This is a genomic window from Bradyrhizobium sp. Leo170 (genome assembly GCF_004296405.1).
Classification (GTDB): domain Bacteria; phylum Pseudomonadota; class Alphaproteobacteria; order Rhizobiales; family Xanthobacteraceae; genus Bradyrhizobium.
This window is the reverse complement of record NZ_PSRR01000031.1, coordinates 25040-42310: the sequence shown is the minus strand read 5'-3', so window position 1 is coordinate 42310 and position 17271 is coordinate 25040. Positions and strand designations below refer to the sequence as shown.

At 63.6% G+C, this 17271-nt stretch carries 10 protein-coding genes; 5 read left to right on the top strand and 5 right to left on the bottom strand.

Annotated elements, in window-relative coordinates:
* Positions 1 to 177: 177 nt before the first annotated feature.
* A complete protein-coding gene (locus tag CWO89_RS08570; protein WP_130578194.1) occupies positions 178 to 1770 on the bottom strand; it encodes an EAL domain-containing protein in 1593 nt (530 codons plus the stop codon).
* A 230-nt stretch (positions 1771 to 2000) separates the two neighbouring features.
* Here CWO89_RS08570 and CWO89_RS08565 point away from each other — a divergent pair, with 230 nt between their 5' ends.
* The 3 genes from CWO89_RS08565 (at position 2001) to CWO89_RS08555 (ending at position 4810) form a co-directional block, all read left to right on the top strand.
* Positions 2001 to 3014, top strand: a complete 1014-nt coding sequence (locus CWO89_RS08565) for a glycoside hydrolase family 16 protein (RefSeq protein WP_130578193.1) — start codon at positions 2001 to 2003, stop codon at positions 3012 to 3014.
* Positions 3004 to 4482 (top strand): GH1 family beta-glucosidase, encoded by a 1479-nt coding sequence (locus CWO89_RS08560; protein WP_130578192.1) that lies wholly within the window; start codon positions 3004 to 3006, stop codon positions 4480 to 4482. The genes CWO89_RS08565 and CWO89_RS08560 overlap by 11 nt, the downstream gene beginning before the upstream one ends.
* 100 nt (positions 4483 to 4582) lie before the next feature.
* Positions 4583 to 4810, top strand: a complete 228-nt coding sequence (locus tag CWO89_RS08555) for a hypothetical protein (protein WP_130578191.1) — start codon at positions 4583 to 4585, stop codon at positions 4808 to 4810.
* A gap of 19 nt (positions 4811 to 4829) precedes the next feature.
* On the opposite strand, the gene CWO89_RS08550 is transcribed toward CWO89_RS08555, so the two are convergent.
* The 4 genes from CWO89_RS08550 to CWO89_RS08540 form a co-directional block, all read right to left on the bottom strand.
* The gene (locus CWO89_RS08550) at positions 4830 to 5855 is read right to left on the bottom strand and encodes an LLM class flavin-dependent oxidoreductase (protein WP_130578190.1); all 1026 of its coding nucleotides are present in this window, start codon (positions 5853 to 5855) and stop codon (positions 4830 to 4832) included.
* The gene (locus tag CWO89_RS45765) at positions 5852 to 6010 is read right to left on the bottom strand and encodes a hypothetical protein (RefSeq protein WP_165421062.1); all 159 of its coding nucleotides are present in this window, start codon (positions 6008 to 6010) and stop codon (positions 5852 to 5854) included. Before CWO89_RS45765 ends, CWO89_RS08550 begins: the two co-directional genes overlap by 4 nt.
* A 21-nt stretch (positions 6011 to 6031) precedes the next feature.
* Positions 6032 to 6217 (bottom strand): hypothetical protein, encoded by a 186-nt coding sequence (locus tag CWO89_RS08545; protein ID WP_130578189.1) that lies wholly within the window; start codon positions 6215 to 6217, stop codon positions 6032 to 6034.
* 123 nt (positions 6218 to 6340) lie between these two features.
* Positions 6341 to 12805: a non-ribosomal peptide synthetase gene (locus CWO89_RS08540; protein WP_130578188.1), complete on the bottom strand. Its 6465-nt coding sequence runs from the start codon at positions 12803 to 12805 to the stop codon at positions 6341 to 6343.
* A gap of 143 nt (positions 12806 to 12948) precedes the next feature.
* Between CWO89_RS08540 and CWO89_RS08535 the strand changes: the two genes are divergently transcribed.
* Together CWO89_RS08535 and CWO89_RS08530 are read left to right on the top strand one after the other, a co-directional pair.
* A complete protein-coding gene (locus CWO89_RS08535; RefSeq protein WP_130578187.1) occupies positions 12949 to 16443 on the top strand; it encodes an ATP-binding protein in 3495 nt (1164 codons plus the stop codon).
* Positions 16440 to 17240: a protein-L-isoaspartate O-methyltransferase family protein gene (locus tag CWO89_RS08530; protein WP_130578186.1), complete on the top strand. Its 801-nt coding sequence runs from the start codon at positions 16440 to 16442 to the stop codon at positions 17238 to 17240. The genes CWO89_RS08535 and CWO89_RS08530 overlap by 4 nt, the downstream gene beginning before the upstream one ends.
* The last annotated feature ends 31 nt before the right edge of the window (positions 17241 to 17271 follow it).

The following is a 17271-nucleotide window of genomic DNA, read 5'->3' as shown; positions in this document are numbered from 1 at the left end:
TTGGGGTGAGGGGCTCTATCCGCGATTCACGCTATTCGACCGTAGGAGAGAGCCCTCACCCGGCGCTGCGCCATAGCCGAAGCGCCGCTTCGGCGTTCTCCAAGGACGGCCGCCGAAGGCGGCCTACGCCTCTCCCGCAAGCGGGAGAGGTGAAGCTTCAACTAAATGGCACCACAGTCAGGCGACCGAGGCCTGCCGAACAACCGCCTCGGCCTCTATCCGGGCCTCATATGCGACGAGGAATTCGTCGAACTTTGCATAGGGCAATGGCGGCGACACCAGGTAGCCCTGGCCGGCCTCGACGCCGCAACCGAGCAGCGCCTGGCGCTGTTCGGCCGTCTCGATGCCCTCGGCGATCACGTTCATCCTGAGCTTCGCCGCGAGCCGCACCAGCATCTCGACGATGGTCGCAGCCGAACCATCCTGCACGATGGTATCGACGAAGAACTTGTCGATCTTCATGGTGTTGACCCCGAGCCGCTTGATCTGGGACAGACCGCTGTGGCCGACGCCGACATCGTCCATCGCGACCTTGAAACCGTGCTCGCGCAACGCTTCGATGACGGCAGCCGCCTTCTCCAGGTCCGGAAATGCTTCGCGCTCGGTCACCTCGATCACGATCTGGCGCGCCGAGACGCCGCTGTCCCTGACCTCACGGCGAAGCCGGTCGACAAAACCCTCGCTGAGCAGATGGCGCGGAGTGATGTTGACCGACATCTTGAAATATTTGTCCGCCGCAAGCCGCGGGCGCATCTCCTTCAAGGCCAATGCGAGGATCTGCCAGGTGATCGCCTCGATGCGGCCACTGGATTCAGCAAGCGGAATGAAATTCATCGGCGGCGTGACGCTGCCGTCCCGGTGCACCCAACGCGCCAGCACCTCGCACCCCCTGATCGCGCCAAAGCGCAGATCGAAGGTCGGCTGGAAGTACGGCTCGAATTCGTGCCGCGCCAAGCCGCGGTCGATATCGGCAATCGGCCCTTCCAGGCGCGCCACTGCCCGCGTCAGCAACAGGCCGAAAGCGAGGCCGAGCACGGCGCCGAGCAGCATCGACGGCCAATAGCCGTCCCTGTTCCAATGCCGCAGGGCGTCGGGCGCGACCCGGACCAGTGCGCGCAAGGGATAGCGGTGCGATGCGCTGCTGAAGGTCACGGCGTCGGTCGCGTCAAACACCTGCGAGGCGGCAAATCGCCCGATATCGGCGCTGTTGTCGAGCTGGGCCACCACCTCGCCGTGGTCACGCAATTCCGCGGGCAGGATGTCAAACAGGGTGGCGCTGACGCCAAGGATGGCGACCAGCGAAGACTTCGCATCGATGTCCTTCAAGACGCCAAGCGCGACGCCATTGATCTGGTCGACCCGAAACCGCAGGAGGCTGTGATCGGCGGTCCGCAGCATGCGCGGCCGCGTGACCCATTCATTGTCGAACTCGAGCGTCTCCGAATAGGCCGAGCAGATCACCGATCCTTCCCGGTTGACGAGGCGGATGTCCTTGACCTGGGAACGCTGATAGACCTTGAGGCGCACGGCCTGGAGGGAAGCCGCATCGCAGGTCATCGGACCGCGCCGCATGACGTCGTTGAGCGTGGCAACGCTGGAATCCACCGCGACTTCGGAGCGTCGCAGCGCGATATTGGCCAATTCCTCAAGCTGCTTGGATTGCTGCGCGTCGATCGCGGTGGTCGCGACAAAATGTCCGCCTGCCGCAAAGGCGGCCACGCTGGCCGCGACCAGCGCACTCCTGGCCAGATAGGGCCATCGCCGCATCATGAACGCACGCACACACCCCTGGACGATCGACCCACTATGAGTAGAAGCCGCTAACATTCTGTTGAAGCGCCGCCTGCTTGGATCGTTGACATCAGGTTAACGGGAACCGCCGCGGCAATCACCGCTGCGTTACATTCCAGTACGATGTCCCGTATGCGCCCCCACACGCGACTTGCCCGAAAGTGGCGTGAAAGGTTAACGTGGATTAACCTACCCCTTGCAGGCCGGAGATGATCGGCGAATTGACCCCGAGAGTTCTGCTTGCGATCGGTTATGTCGCCGTGACGGCGCCCGCCCTCGCCCAGGACGATCTCGAAGCGGCGCCGGCAGCGCTCACCTTGCAGGTGACCACCGATCCAACCACCACTGAGTGCCGCCGCGTCGAAGATCAGCCGCCCACGTCGCTGACCTTCCGGTCGCTGCACCGGACCTTCAGCGACGATTTCAACGAACATCCGCTGGCGGACGGAAGGTGGGTGCCGCATTATGCCGGCGGTGCGGCGTGGCCGGAGGCCCGCTATTGGGGCGGCGACGGCTCCGATTTCAAACGCAAGACCAGCGCCAATGGCGAGCAGCAGATCTATGTCGATCCCCGCTATGGCGGCCGAATGAACACCCCGCTGGGACTTGACCCGTTCAGGGTTCATAACGGCGTGCTGTCAATCGTCGCCAGCCGCACGCCGCCCGATCTGAAGCCGGCGCTGTTCGACAATGAGTACATCTCGGGCATCCTGACGACGCAGGGCAAGTTCTCGCAGAAATACGGCTATTTCGAAATCCGCGCGAAGATCCCACTGGGCCGCGGCGTGTGGCCGGCGTTCTGGATGCTCGCCGACGACGGCGGCTGGCCTCCGGAAATCGACGTCGTGGAAGGACGGGGCGAGCGGCCCGGCGACATCGTGATGACGACGCACTGGCGGATTCCTTCGACACAGCGCATCCAGTCCTGTGGGTTTGATTTCAACATCCCCGGCGCGGAATCCGAATTCCACAATTACGGTGTGCTGTGGCAAGAGGATCGGCTGATCTACTTGATCGACCGCAAGCCGGTGTCCGACATCAGGGTCCCCATCGGATACGACGATCCGATGTACATGATCGTCAATCTTGCGATGGGATCGAAATTCTTTCTCGGCGTCGGCTTCGTCGATGCCAGTTCGCCCAAAAGCATCGCCTTCGAGATCGACCGGATCTCGGCCTATCAGATCGATGCCAACCCGACCGGAGTGACCGATGTTCGGTAGATTTTCGCGCCGGCATTTCGCCAAGCTTGCGGGCATTTCCGCGCTCGGCATGGCGGCGACGCCGGCCGCTGCCGCAGAGCGCAACGTGACTCCGGCCGCTGCCGCCGACCCGCACGCGCCCGGCCCGTTTCCCGCCGGCTTTGTCTGGGGCACCGCGACCTCGTCCTACCAGATCGAGGGCGCGGTCAACGAGGACGGCCGCGGCCGCTCGATCTGGGACACATTCAGCCACACGCCCGGCAAGATCGAGGACAACAGCAATGGCGACCGCGCCAACGAGCACTATCACCGCTACAAGCAGGACGTAGCCCTGATCAGGGATCTCGGCGTCAAGTCTTATCGATTCTCCATCGCCTGGCCGCGGGTGTTTCCGGAAGGTGCAGGTGCGCCGAACCCGAAAGGGCTCGACTTCTACAACCGCCTGATCGACGAATTGCTCGCCAACGGCATCGAGCCCTACGCCACGCTCTATCACTGGGATCTGCCGCAAGCGCTGGAAGACCGCGTCGGCGGTTGGCAATCGAGCGAGACCTCAAAGGCGTTCGGCGACTATGCGGCCTATATCGCGGAGCACATCACCGACCGGGTGAAGAACATCTTCACCGTCAACGAGGCCGGCAGGTTCGTCAATTTCGGCTACGGCTGGGGCATCGACGCTCCCGGACTCAAACTGCCGACCGCGCAATTGAACCAGGTCCGCCATCACGTCGCGCTCGGTCATGGGTTTGCGGTGCAGGCGATCCGCGCCAAGGGACGCGCCGGCACCAGGGTCGGCGTCGCCGAGAATATCGCGGCTTGCGTGCCCGCGATCGCAACGCCGGAAAACATCCGCGCCGCCGAGATAGCCACGCGCGAATTGAACGCGGGTTTCCTCGGCGTGATCCTGGAGGGCAAATACACCGAGGGCTTCCTCGAATATGCCGGTGCCAACGCGCCCAAATTCACCCCCGAGGAACTGAAGATCATCGCTTCGCCGACCGATTTCGTCGGGCTCAACATCTACGCGCCGCAATTCTACATCACGGCCTCAGACCGCAAGCCGCATTTCAACGTACTCCCGTTCCCGACCTCGTTCCCGCACATGAACTCGGAATGGCTGCGAATCGGTCCGGAGACGATCTATTGGGCGCCAAGGCTCGCGGCGAAGATCTGGAATATCGAAAATATCTATATCAGCGAGAACGGCACCTCGTCCGAGGACAAGCTTACGGCCGATGGCAAAGTCTACGATCTCGATCGCATCATGTATCTGCGCAACTATTTGACGCAGCTCCAGCGCGCGACATCGGAGGGCATCCCGGTGCGCGGCTATTTTCTCTGGAGCCTGATGGACAATTTCGAGTGGATCTTCGGCTACGAGAAGCGCTTTGGGCTCTACCGGGTCGACTTCGAGACGCAAGCGCGGGTGCCGAAACTGAGTGCGGAATTCTATCGCGACGTGGTGGCGAAGAACGCGATCGGGGTTTGATGGCTGGGTCCGACGTGCAGCCAACGGCCGGGAACCCGAGGAACGACGGGTCACCACGGGCGTTCTCAATTGGAAGCGCCGATCTTTCGGAAGACACATCATGACAGACACCAGAGACATCCAGCATGGCGTCAACGATCCCGTCAGCGGCGTCGACGTGAAGCGCAAGTTCAAGGACAATCAGAGCCCGCATGAGCGGGCGCAGACCGCGGCCGATGTCCGCGCCGATCCCTCGCCCGAGCCGGACGAGCCGTTCCTGCCCGAAGCGCTGCGGCGACCGCCGACCGCTCCGCTCAATCCGCGCACGGGACGCCGCCCGACCAAGTAAGCAGCAAATCAATGCGCCATCAGAACACGCCGCTGCAGGCGAGCGCCTTGCGGACATGCTCGAGTTCCTCCTCGTCCGCAACCACGTCGAGGATGATATTGCCGACGCCCAACTCCGCGAAGCTGCGCAGCTTCGCACCGACCTCGTAATAGCTGCCGACGAGGTAAGGGCAATCCGCCTGGAAGGTCAGGAAGGGAAGCAGCCAATAGCCGTTGTCGTGGATCGCGCCGTCCTGCTCATCGTCGCCAAGCCGCCGCTTCCAGACGGAATCCGTGTTTTCCATCGTCAGCTTGAACAATTCGCGATTGTCGTCGCTGTCCTGAAATCGAAGCTTTGCGGCCCGCCTTGCCTCCTCGCGGCTTTCCCTCGCAAAGATCCCGAAATTCAATCCGGGAGCCTTTATTCCCCGCTCGAGATCAGGCGGGAGCATCTGCATCATCAGGCATTGCATCTCCGCTCCCACGCGGCGCGCATCGTCCGATTGGCCCGCGATCAGGAATTCCGGCATCAATTCCGCCGGCATGCGCGGCCAGATTTGCAGATCGTTCGTGGTGTAGAACCTGCCCCGGAAACTGAGGGGCCGCGCGCTCGTGAGCAATTGGCGCACCACGGCGATGAACTCGCCTAGCCTTGCATATCGCTCTGCATGGGACTGCTCGTCGCCCAGCCCGTGCAGATCGCTCAGCGCGGTCCCCGTGATCATGTTCAGATAGACTTTCCGGCCGTAGAGCAGTGCAAAGGAGGAGATCAGCTTCGCCGCGGTGAACGGATGCAGATAGACCGGATTGACCGCGATCAGCGGCGCGCAACGTTGCGTGTGCGCGAGGATATGCTGGGCCATCGCCCACGGCTCGACGAATACGTCATTGCCGGCAAACAGCAAGATTCCTTCGAAGCCGTTGCGGTCGGCGAAATGCGCGATCCGCATCAGCTCGTCGGCATATTTTGTAGGATCGCGGTTGCGCGAAACGGCGGGGAATACGCGGAGCCTGGTTTTCGTCGCCGACAGCTCGGATGATCGGGGTTTGCGCTTGCTCGCGGTCATGCCGGGCAAGCGCCGCGCGCGAGCGACCATGGGCGATGCACGATGGGAGGATCGTCCGAGATGCGCGGCCCGAAGCCGATCTGCCGGCCGGAGATCAGCCTTGAAAACTGATCGAACGGCAGATCGAGCCCGCGGCCTCGCGCCCTGATGCGCATGGCATCGATCTCGCGCAGCGTCTACCTGCTCTTCTTTTTCTTCTTCTTTTTGGCCTTCTTGGCCGACTTGCCCAACTTCGCCAAACCCTTTTCAGCCAAGGCCAAAGCGATCCTGAGCTGATCCCGCTCACTTTTGAGCAAATCCCTCAGGTTCTTCTTTTCGTCGGGTGTCAATTTATCGAAATCAAGATACGGAACAAATCCCATAGTAAATACCCCGGGTTTCCCGCGACCTTGTCAGGCGCGAGAACAATGTTGCTCGCGAAGCGACAAATAATCAAGGTAGTTTTCTCGCTCGTTACAGCCTGGAGTGATTGCGGACTGCGCGCATTACGCGGCGCGACGACGGAGCAAACGTTGCAACGACGCAATGGGTTGCGCTGCAGCGCGCGTGAGGATCACGACAAGATCCTCCATCCATTGTGGAATCACATGGTGTCCGAACAGCTCGCGCTTGTAGCTGCACGAGCCGGTGATGCCAGTCGGCCGCTCCTTCAGCATCAGCGAGAGCCAGGTCTGATCGACCGGCAGCACGGGCTGTCCTTCGCGGTAGGCGCTTCCAAGCGTGCGTATCTTCACATCCGAAAACTTCAGCGGCTGGCGCAGCGGATTCTGCAAGGTGAAGTAAACCTGGATCAGGGAGGCGGGATCGATGCCCGCTTCCGCGAGCCGCGCGGCGAGGATGTTGAAGGGCAATTCCTGTCTGGCATGAGCTTCGAGAACGCTGTCGCGCACGCGGGCGAAGGCCTGTCGGAACGAAAGTCCTGGATCGATGCGGGTGCGGACGATCACGGTGTTCTCGAATGGTCCGATCACCTGCTCAGTATCAGGCCGGGAGCGATTGGCCATCGCAGTGGCAACGCAAATGTCATCGCGGCCGGTTTGTATCGCAAGCAGTGTCTTCAGGCCGGTCAACAGCGCCATAAACAGCGTGCCGTTCTCCCGGCTCGCAAAGGCGGTCAGCGCTGCGACCAGATCGCCCGACAGGCGCACCGGCTGATGATCGCTGGGTGGGGCTGGCGCGACGCCAGCGGCATTGCCAAAGACCGGCGCGGCCCCGCGCAAATTCTCCTTCCAATAGCTGGCCTGCCGCTCCGCCGCATCGGTGGCACACCATCCGCGCTGACGACGCGCCGTATCGGAGAACGGCAACGCCGGTTGCAGCGCCGGTACCGAGCGACGATCTACGAGCGACGCATAGCGTTGCGAGATCTCGTCAAAGAGGATTCCGATTGACCAGCCATCGGCGATGGCGTGATGGATCGTGAGCAGCAGCACATGGTCGTCTGGCCCCAATCGCAACAGGCGCGCCCGCCATAGCGGCGCGCGTGTGAGGTCAAATGGCGTCCGGGCTTCCTGCTCGGCGCGGAGCCTGGCCTTCCTTAATTGCAGTTGGCTGACGCGCTTGTCGCCCGGCGATCCGCGCACCGTCAGATCTTCGACGTTCAATGGCGCGGCGCGCTTGCCGGGCGGCGTGATCATGACCACAGGCTCGTCGCCATCCCAGCCCAAGGCGGTGCGCAGCGACTCGTGACGGCGCATCACCTCACCAAGACTCTTCTTCAGCGCGGCGAGATCGAGCGGCCCCTGCAGCCGCAATGCAAAGGGCAGGTTGAACAGGGGAAGCCCCGGAAGCTCGCGCTCGACGCCGAGCATCTGGGCCTGCGCGATGGACGGCAGGCGCGAACCCGTTTCCACGACATCCGGAATAATCGGCAGAACCTGCTGCGGTTTCCTTGCCAACGCATCGTCGATGCGCTGCGCGAGTTCTGCCACGGTCGGCGCCTCGAAGATCGTCTTGATCGGCAACGACACGCCGAACGCCCGCGCGACACGCGCCATCGCCTGGCCCGCCAACAATGAATGGCCGCCAAGGTCGAAAAAATTGTCGGTGACGCCGATGCTGGGGACTTTCAGCAGATCGATCCAGATATCGGTCAGCGTCTTCTCGGTGCCGCGCCGCGCCGATATCGTCACGCGGGCGGCCGTCGGCTCGGATTGGTACGCTCCCCTCAGCGCAACACGGTCGACCTTGCCGTGGCTGTTCAGCGGAATGCGTTCGAGGAACAGGAAGGCTGCGGGCACCATGTAGCCCGGCAGCCTGTTCTTGAGGAAATCGCGCAGTGCACCGGCATCCGGCCGGCTGCCCGAAGCCGCAACGATGTGCGCGACCAGGCGGATCTCACCGCCGGCGTCGCGCGGCTCGACGATGGCGGCACGGATATCCGGATGATCAAGCAGAACATGCTCGATCTCCTTCAGCTCGACCCGATAGCCGCGGATCTTCACCTGATCGTCGATACGGCCAAGGCACTCGATCGTGCCGTCAGCGCGGCGCCGGGCGAGATCGCCGGTCCGATACAAACGCGCGTCCGCATCTTGCGAAAGCGGGTCGCGCAGGAAGCGCGCATCTGTCTGCCCGGGATCATTGATGTAGCCGCGCCCGACACCGGCGCCGCCGACACAGAGCTCCCCCACGATCCCTGCTGGCACCGGCTGCAGATGCGGATCGAGCACGTAGAGGCGCGTATTTGGCAAGGGGCGACCGATCGGAACGCTGATCGCGAGCGCCGGCGGTCCGGTCAACCGATGGAGCGCGACGTCATCGGAGCACTCCGATGCGCCGTAGGCGTCGACCAGTGGCACATCGGGAAACCGCCTGAACCAGGCGCAGCAGAGATCGACGGCGAGCGGCTCGCCGGTCGAGATCAGGAGGCGCAGGCGGGAGAAAGCGCGCGGCACCGGCGGTTGGTCGGCTTGTTCAAGGATAACCCGCAGCAGCGATGGCACGATCTGCAGCACCGTCACCCCTGCCCGCTCGATTTCTGGCGCGAGCAGTTCGGGATCGCGCACGATCTCGTCGGCACAAATGTGGACGCGCGCACCGACTACGGGACCGGCGAGAAACTGCCAGACCGAGATCACAAAGCTCTGCGGCGCGGTCTGCGCGATCACGTCCGCAGACGACAGGCCAAGCTCGGAGATCAGGGACGCAAGATGATTGGACAATCCGCGCTGCTCGATCATCACGCCCTTCGGCGTCCCCGACGAGCCCGAGGTGTAGATGACATAGGCAAGACTCGATGGCGCGCGCCGCGCCGGCTTGACCGGATTGGCGGCGGCCAGGCCTTCAAGATGGACAATCGGCATGCGCTGCCGAATGGGCGAGCGGGAAAGCACTTCCTGTAGCGCCGAGGAGCAGCTTGCACCGACCAACAGCAAACCCGCACCGCTGCATGTCAGGATCTCGGCCAGCCGCGCGGCGGGCTGCGCCGGGTCCAGGCAAAGGAAGGCCGCGCCGACGCGCTGTACTGCGAGCATCGCAGCCAGCAAATCGGGGCTTCGCTCGACGAACAGCGCGACCAGCCTCTCGTCGCCTATCCCCTCCTGCGCGAGCCGCGCGGCGATCGCCGCAATGCGATCGGCGAGCTCACGGTAGCTGAGACGCATCTCGCCTGCGGAGACTGCGATCGCCTCCGGCGCACGTGCGACCTGCTGGTCGAACCGTTCGCAGAGATCGAAGACACTGAAATCGGCTTCGACCCCATTGCAATCCGCCAGCGCGCGGCGGCGCTCCGCCGGCGACAGCAGCGGCAATCGCGAAATCTGCTCCTCGGGATCGGCAATGACAGCGCTCAGAAGCCGCTCGAAATGTGCCGCCATTCCCGCAATCGTCGAAGCATCGAACAGGTCGGTGCTGTATTCGAAGAAGCCTGAAAAACGGCCGTCGGTCTCGACCAGCTCGAGCGTGATGTCGAAGCGCGAAATCTGCGGATCGATCTCGAGACGCTGCGTCGACAATCCCGGAAACGTCGCCGCCTCGATCGAAGCGCTCTGCAGGATGAACATCACCGGAAATAGCGGATTGCCGTCGCGGCTGCGCGACACCTGCAGCGCCTGCAGCACCTCCTCGATCGGTAGATCCTGGTTGCGATAGGCATCGAGCGTGACCTGCCGCACCCGTCGCAGCAGCTCGCCGAAGGTCGGATCGCCACGGCAGTCGGTTCGCAGGATCACGGTGTTGGCAAATAGCCCGATCAGGCGTTCGGTCTGGATCTGGTTGCGGTTCGCGATCAGCGAGCCGATCGCGACATCCTCATGGCCGGTGTAGCGATGGAGCAGGCATTGAAACGCCGCGAGCAGCGTCATGAACGGCGTGACGCCCTTCGCCTGGCTCAGCGACCTCAGCCGCGCCGACAGGCCTTGCGGCAGTTCGAGGTAATGCCGGGCGCCGCGACCGCTCCACGTCTGTGGACGCGGGCGATCGGTGTGCAGTGGCAGCGTGGTGACGCCATCGAGCTGCGTGCGCCAATAGCTCAACTGCTCCTTCGCCGCCGGCGTTGTCGCCCAATCCTGCTGCCATGCAGCAAAATCGCGATATTGGAAAGCGAGCGGAGGCAGCGCGGCCACGCGTCCCGCGCAACTCGCCGCATAATGCGCTTCGAGCTCCTGCCAGAACAGCCGCTGCGACCAGCCGTCGGTGACGAGGTGATGGATGTTGATCACGAGCGCATGATCGGTCGCGCTGAAGCGCAGCAGCCTGATTTTGAGCGGCGGCTCATGTTCGAGATCGAATTGGTGGTGCGCCAGTTTCAGCGCTTCCCGCCGGGTCGCCGTTTCGCGTTCACCCTTTGCGCATCCCTTCAGGTCCACGTGTTCGAGCCGTGGCATCGCCGCGTCGACGCGTTGCACCGGCTCGCCCAGCCATTCGGAAAAGGTCGAGCGCAAGACCTCATGCCGCTCGCAAAGCGCTGCGATGCTCGCCTCGAATGCGGCAACGTCGAGCCGGCCGGACAGGCGCGCCACTTCGACGACATTGTAATTGTATCTGGTCTGGTCCAGCCGGGTGAGGACGTACATCCGCTGCTGCTGGAACGAGAGCGGCGCACGGCCTGACTCCGTTGCGGTCTTGCGCCATCCCGGCAGCGCGACGTCGCGTTCCGCTGCGCGCGATTGCAGCCGCCCAGCAAGCTCAGCGACCGTCGGCGCGTCGAAAATGTCCTTGAACGAGAGATCGGTGCCGAATTGTTCACGCAGGCGCGATAGCATTTGTGTCACCGCAAGCGAATCCGCGCCCAGCGCGAAGACGTCCTGATCGACGCTGACCTGCTCCACCTCCAGGAGCCTCGCCCAGATCTCGGCCAATTGCCGCTCCAACTCAGAGCGGGGCAAACGCCTGTGTTCGGTGTCCTCGCTTGCCGGTCCGGCCGATACCAATGCGGCAAGCGCGCTTCGCTTGAGCTTGCCGCTCGCCCCTTTCGGCAACGCCTGAACCATCCGGATCAGGCTCGGCACCTTGTAGGCGGCGAGCCGCTGCCGCGCGAACTGCCGAAGCTGATGCGCTGTGGCGCCGGACTGCGGCCGCAGCACGATCGCTGCGCCGACGGTCTCGCCGAGCTTCTGGTGCGGAATTCCGAAGGCGCCGGCCTCGAGCACATCGGGATGGCTCAGCAACGCCTCTTCCACTTCCAGCGGCGAAATCTTCTGCCCGCCGCGGTTGATGACGTCCTTGATGCGGCCGACGATGAAGAGATAACCGTCCGTGTCGAGGTAGCCGAGGTCGCCGGTCCTGAACCAGCCGTCCCGGAAGGCGGATCTGGTCGCCTCGGGATCGTTGTAATAGCCCCGGCTGATGGTGGGGCCGCGCAACATGATCTCGCCGCGCTCGCCGACGGGCAGCCGCCGGCCTTCATTGTCCATGATCGCGATCTCGGGACCGGCGGGCAGGCCGACCGAGCCCGGCTTGCGCAAGTGGCGAGGGTTGGCGGCGATCTGGGATGCGCCTTCCGTCATGCCGTAGATCTCGATCACGGGCACGCCGAACCGCGCTTCCAGTCCTTGGAGGATCGCGGGGGCAAGCGACGCCGATGCCGAGCGGATCACGCGCAGCGAAGACCCCCGCGTCATCTCTGTGTCATGCTCTGAAGCGGACAGCAGCGCGCGGTGGATGGTCGGCACCGCAGTATACCAGGTCGGCTTCAACTCCTTCAGGCAGGTGAAGAAGGACACGGGATCGAAGCCCGCGGTGCAGATCACGCTCGATCCAGCCGCGAGCGCCGTGAGCAGGCCGGATACCAGGGCATGCGCGTGAAACAGCGGCAGCATGTTGAGCAGGCGATCCTGTGGCCCGAGCGCGAAGACGACCCCAGCATTGTAGGCCGAAAGACACACGCTCGCATGGGTCAGCGGTACCATCTTGGGACGAGACGCCGTACCCGAGGTCAGCAGGATGAAGGCATCATCCTCTCCGCGCGCGGCCCCGCCCACAATGGCAGGCCCAACCGACGAACCTGCCAATTCGAAGGCGCCAAGACCCTGGCCGGCCCGGGGCGACAGATCGATCACAGCAACCCCCAACGCGTGCGCGGCGGCCCGGCTTGCGGAGCCCGCTTCCGCAGCCGTGACGAGCGCGGCAAGCTCCAGCTCACTGAAATAGCGCTGCAATTCATCCCCGGTCAGATCCGGATTGACCGGGATGCAGACGGCTGCTGTTGCTACCGCAATAAGGGCCAGCGCGTTATCGACGCCCCGCGGCAATACCAGCGCCACGCGATCGCCCTGGGCGATGCCGAGCCCGCGCAATTGACGGACGGTATCACTGGTGCGCGTGGCAAGCTCGGCATAGGTCACCGCACCGCGTCCGGGAGCAAGCACCGCGGTCCGATCGGGCGCGTTGCGGGAATAGAAATCAAGGATATCCCCGATGCACGAAAAGGCTTGGATGCACGAAAGGGCTTGGCCTCCGGTGCTGCTGCCGGCCGGTCCTTGCGACGGTGTGGCTGCGACGTCCGACAAGCTCGTGCCTTTTTGCTCGAGTTGAGCTATTGTTCTTGAACTTCGCCAATCCGTCCAGACCAAGGTCGGGCAAAAGTCCCCTAAATGTGCGCAACCAAACGGAGACACGTCCTTTCTCCTGAGATGCAGCCCGACGGATAATTATGCCGGAGAATAAGCCAAGTTCTGAAACGACAGATGGCTTGAAGCACTGGCTTGAGGAGATCGGCCTCGGCCAATACGGCGATCTTTTCATCCAGCACCGCATCGGCCTCGATGTCATCCCCGATCTGACCGAAGAGGATCTGGCGAAGCTTGGTTTGCCGATGGGTGATCGCAGGCGCCTGCAGCGCGCGATAGGTTCGCTCATTCCGATCGCACCGGCGAGCAATCCGGTAGCGGGTCGCAGCGTCCCGCCGAGAACAGGGAATGTCGCCGAGCGGCGCCAGCTCACCGCCATGTTCTGCGACATGGTCGGCTCCACCTCTCTCTCCGAGCAGTTCGATCCCGAGGACGTGCGCGACATCATCGGCCGCTTCAGGGAGACCTGCGTCCGGATCGTGAAGCATTATGACGGCTTCGCCGCGCGCTATATCGGCGACGCCATCCTGATCTATTTCGGCTATCCGCATGCGCATGAAGACGACGCCGAGCGTGCCGTGCGCGCCGGGCTTGAGATCGTCGAGGCGCTGTCATCGGCGCAAGGCGGCGAGTCGCGAGCGGCGTCCGGCTACACGCCAGCGGTTCGCATCGGAATTGCGACCGGCCTTGCCGTCGTCGGAGACCTGATCGGACAGAGCACCGAGGAACGCGACTCCGCCATCGGCGAAACGCTGAACCTCGCCGCCAGGCTGCAGCCGCTGGCCCCCGTCAATGGGGTGGTCATCGCGTCCTCGACGCAATCCCTATTGAGGGGAAAGTTCGACTACCAGAACCTCGGCATTCACACGCTCAAGGGGATATCCGAAAAAGTCCAGGCCTGGCGCGTGGTCCGGCGCGCGCGCATGGAAACACGCTTCGCTGCGGCGATGGGCGCGAGATTGACGCCGCTCGTCAACCGGCAGGAGGAAATCGCGCTGCTGATGCGACGCTGGCAACAGGCCAAGCAGGGTCATGGCCAGGTCGTGCTGCTGTCGGGAGAGCCTGGAATCGGCAAGTCGCGCATTTTCCAGGAGATTCACGAGCGGGTCGCCGGCGAGCACCATGGGCAGTTGTCGTTCCAGTGTTCTCCCTATTACACCGGCACCGCGTTCTATCCGTTTATCGAGCAGTTCAAATTCGCGATCGGACTTGATCGCGAAGGCTCTGCTGTGCTGGCGCTTTCGAGCCTCGAGGCAGCCGTGGCCGCCGCAAAGGGCAATGTACAGCAGGTGGTGCCGATCTTTGCGGCGCTGCTGTCGATCTCGACCGGCGATCGGCACGCGCTGCCGGAGCTTTCGCCACAGCAGCACAAGGATGTGACGGTCGCCGCGCTGGTGAACCATCTGGTCGGGCTTGCGCGCGACCGGCCATTGATGATCGCCTTGGAGGATGCCCACTGGATCGATCCTACCTCGCGGGAAGTGCTCGATCTGTTGGTAGAGAGGGCTCAGAACGCGGCCATCCTCGTGATCGTCACCTGCCGCCCGGAATTCAAGCCGAGCTGGAATGCGCATCGCCACATCACGGCATTGACGCTCAACCGGCTCAGCCGGCAACTGCGGACGACATTGGTCGAGCGGGTCGCAGGCCGGCGGGAGCTGCCGAGGGAAGTCGTCGAGGAGATCATCGTCAGGACCGACGGCGTGCCGCTGTTCCTGGAAGAGCTGACCAAGGCCGTCATCGAATCCAACCTGCTCACCGAGCGGCATGGGCGCTACGTCTTCACCGGACCATGGCGCCAGCTCTCGATCCCGGCCACCCTGACCGACTCGCTGATGGCGCGCCTCGATCGCATGGGGCCGTTCAAGAAGATCGCACAGATCGGGGCCACGATCGGCCGGGAGTTCTCCTATGAGATCCTTTGTGCGGTCGCCGAATCGCCGGCGGAGCAGATCGAGGCGGCGCTTGATCATCTCGAGCAAGCGGGGCTGATCGTTCGCCGCGGTCATCAGCCAGATGCGGTCTATGCCTTCAGGCATGTGATGATCCAGGACGCGGCGCATTCGAGCCTCCTGCACAGCGAAAGACGAAGGCTGCATTCGCGAATCGCGGAGGTGATCGCGGAGATCTATCCGGAACGCACCGAGCGCGAGCCCGAGCTTTTCGCCTATCACCTGACCGAATCCGGCCAAGCCGAACCGGCCGTTGGTTTCTGGCTGAAGGCGGGCAAGCAGTCCGCAAAAGCGGGCGCCAATCTGGAAGCGATCAGCCATCTCCGGCGTGGCCTCGGCGTCACCCAAAGCCATCCCAAGATGATGCGACGCGACGAAATGGAGCTGGAGCTTCGCACCGCTTTGGGCAACGCCTTGATCGCCGCCAAGGGCTACGCCGCGCAGGAGGTCGAGGAAAACTACACCCAGGCGCTCGAGCTCGGCCGCCAGCTTGACGATGAGGCCAATGTGTTCACGGCGACCCGCGGGCTTTGGGTGTACCATTTCATCCGTGCCGATCTGAAGCGCGCCCATGATCTCAGCGTCGAGCTCCTGCAGTTCGCGAAGCGGGTACGCCCGAACGCAACCCCGCAATCGATACAGCAGCATGCCGGGTATCTGATCGAGGCCCACAGGTCGATTGCCATGACCATGCTCTATCGCGGGCGATTTGCGGCTTCGCACTATCATCTGCAGCGCTGCAACGGGCTCTATACCCCCGATCTGCACGGTGAACTGACCGAACGGCACGGTATCGATCCCGGCGTCGTCTCGCTGTCCTATCTCGGATATCTCCAGTGGTTTCTCGGCCGCCCCGATGCGGCGCGCCAGCACACCGAGGATGCGATCGTCAACGCCGAACAGTTGCGCCATCCATTCACGCTCGCCTTTGCCCTCGAGTTCGGCGCTTATCTTTGCCAGCACCTGCGCGATGTCGAGGGGACCATGAACTATGCCGACCGCGCCATGGTGGTCTCGTCGGATCATGGCTTCCAGCATTGGAAGCAGCAGGCAGGCATCCTGCGCGCATGGGCGATGGCCGAACTCGGCGAGATCGACGAAGGGCTGAAGCAGATGCGGGTGGGACTGGAGGGCTATGAAGCCATGGACGCCTGGCTGGCGAGCTGCTGGTTCAGGAGCCTGCTCGCGACTGCCTATGCGAAAGCCGGCCGGCTGGAAGCGGCGCTGCGAACGCTGGACGGCGCCCTCGCGGTTGCGAGGCGGACCGGCGACCATTTCTTCCTCGCCGAGGTTTATCGCCTGCAGGGTGAAACGACCTTTGCCCAAGGCGGGTTAGCTGTGGCCGACGACGTCGAGGAGCTGTTCCGCCGTTCGATGGAGCTGGCCCGCCAGCAGAGCGCGCTTGCATGGGAGTTGCGGTCGGCCGTCAGCCTGGCACGCCTTTGGCGCGATGCCGGCAAGCGCGAGCAGGCCGTCGAACTGCTCGTGCCGGTCGCGGCGCAGTTCGCCGAGGGCTTCCGCACGCCGGACCTGAAGGAGGCGTGGAATCTGATGGAGGAACTCGGCGCGAATCCATCAAGGCAGCATCCGTGGGCGGACCAGACAGGGCTACACCGGGCGGGATGAGCGATCTGGCGGCGGCAAGACGAGGCTACGCGAAAGCGATCGGGCAAGGCGAGCAGATTTCCTCCGCATGCCTGCTGCGGGCTTTCGCCACGGTACCGCGCGAGCACTTTGCGGGCGATGGCCCCTGGCGCATCCGTCGCGAGGCCGGACGCGGCTACAGCTCCACCGCCGATGCCGACCCCGTTCATCTCTATGACGACGTGCTGGTCGCGATCGATGAACGGCGCAAGCTCGACACCGGACTGCCGAGCCTGTGGGCGCATTTCTTCGATGTACTCGACCTCAAGGAGAAAGAACGCGTCGTGCAGATCGGCTGCGGGCTCGGCTATTATTCGGCGATCCTGTCCAGGATCGTCGGCGCGCAAGGCAAGGTGCTTGCCATCGACTGTAACAAGGCACTGGCCAGCCGTGCCGCCGCCAATCTGAGGCGATACAAGAATGTCGAAGTGATCCACGGCGACGGCTGCAACGACGTGGGCGGGCCGGCCGATGTCATCATCGTCCATGCCGGCTTCAATCATCCGCATCCGCTGTGGATCGAATCGCTCCGCCGCAACGGCCGCCTGCTGGTCCCGCTGACCAAGCGGGGCCGGGCCGGCATCGTCATCAAGATCACCCGCCTCGCCCGCGGCTATCATGCCGAAGCCGTCAGGGGCATCAGGATCGTCCCCGGCAAGGGCCGAGGCAGCACCGCGCTCGCCGAGCGCGTGACGGACTGGTGGGAGCGTGCCGTCGCCCTCGCACCGCTGCGGTTTCAAAGCATCGAGCAGGGGCTGCCGTCAGAACGGAAAGCATAGCGGCCGTCATCTGCATCGCCTCTTGATCTTC

What these genes read in the sequence shown, in the direction of transcription:
- CWO89_RS08570 (WP_130578194.1), bottom strand. Translation starts at nt 1,770, where the DNA reads ATGATGCGGCGATGGCCCTATCTGGCCAGGAGTGCGCTGGTCGCGGCC.
- CWO89_RS08565 (WP_130578193.1), top strand. Translation starts at nt 2,001, where the DNA reads ATGATCGGCGAATTGACCCCGAGAGTTCTGCTTGCGATCGGTTATGTC.
- CWO89_RS08560 (WP_130578192.1), top strand. Translation starts at nt 3,004, where the DNA reads ATGTTCGGTAGATTTTCGCGCCGGCATTTCGCCAAGCTTGCGGGCATT.
- CWO89_RS08555 (WP_130578191.1), top strand. Translation starts at nt 4,583, where the DNA reads ATGACAGACACCAGAGACATCCAGCATGGCGTCAACGATCCCGTCAGC.
- CWO89_RS08550 (WP_130578190.1), bottom strand. Translation starts at nt 5,855, where the DNA reads ATGACCGCGAGCAAGCGCAAACCCCGATCATCCGAGCTGTCGGCGACG.
- CWO89_RS45765 (WP_165421062.1), bottom strand. Translation starts at nt 6,010, where the DNA reads ATGCGCATCAGGGCGCGAGGCCGCGGGCTCGATCTGCCGTTCGATCAG.
- CWO89_RS08545 (WP_130578189.1), bottom strand. Translation starts at nt 6,217, where the DNA reads ATGGGATTTGTTCCGTATCTTGATTTCGATAAATTGACACCCGACGAA.
- CWO89_RS08535 (WP_130578187.1), top strand. Translation starts at nt 12,949, where the DNA reads ATGCCGGAGAATAAGCCAAGTTCTGAAACGACAGATGGCTTGAAGCAC.
- CWO89_RS08530 (WP_130578186.1), top strand. Translation starts at nt 16,440, where the DNA reads ATGAGCGATCTGGCGGCGGCAAGACGAGGCTACGCGAAAGCGATCGGG.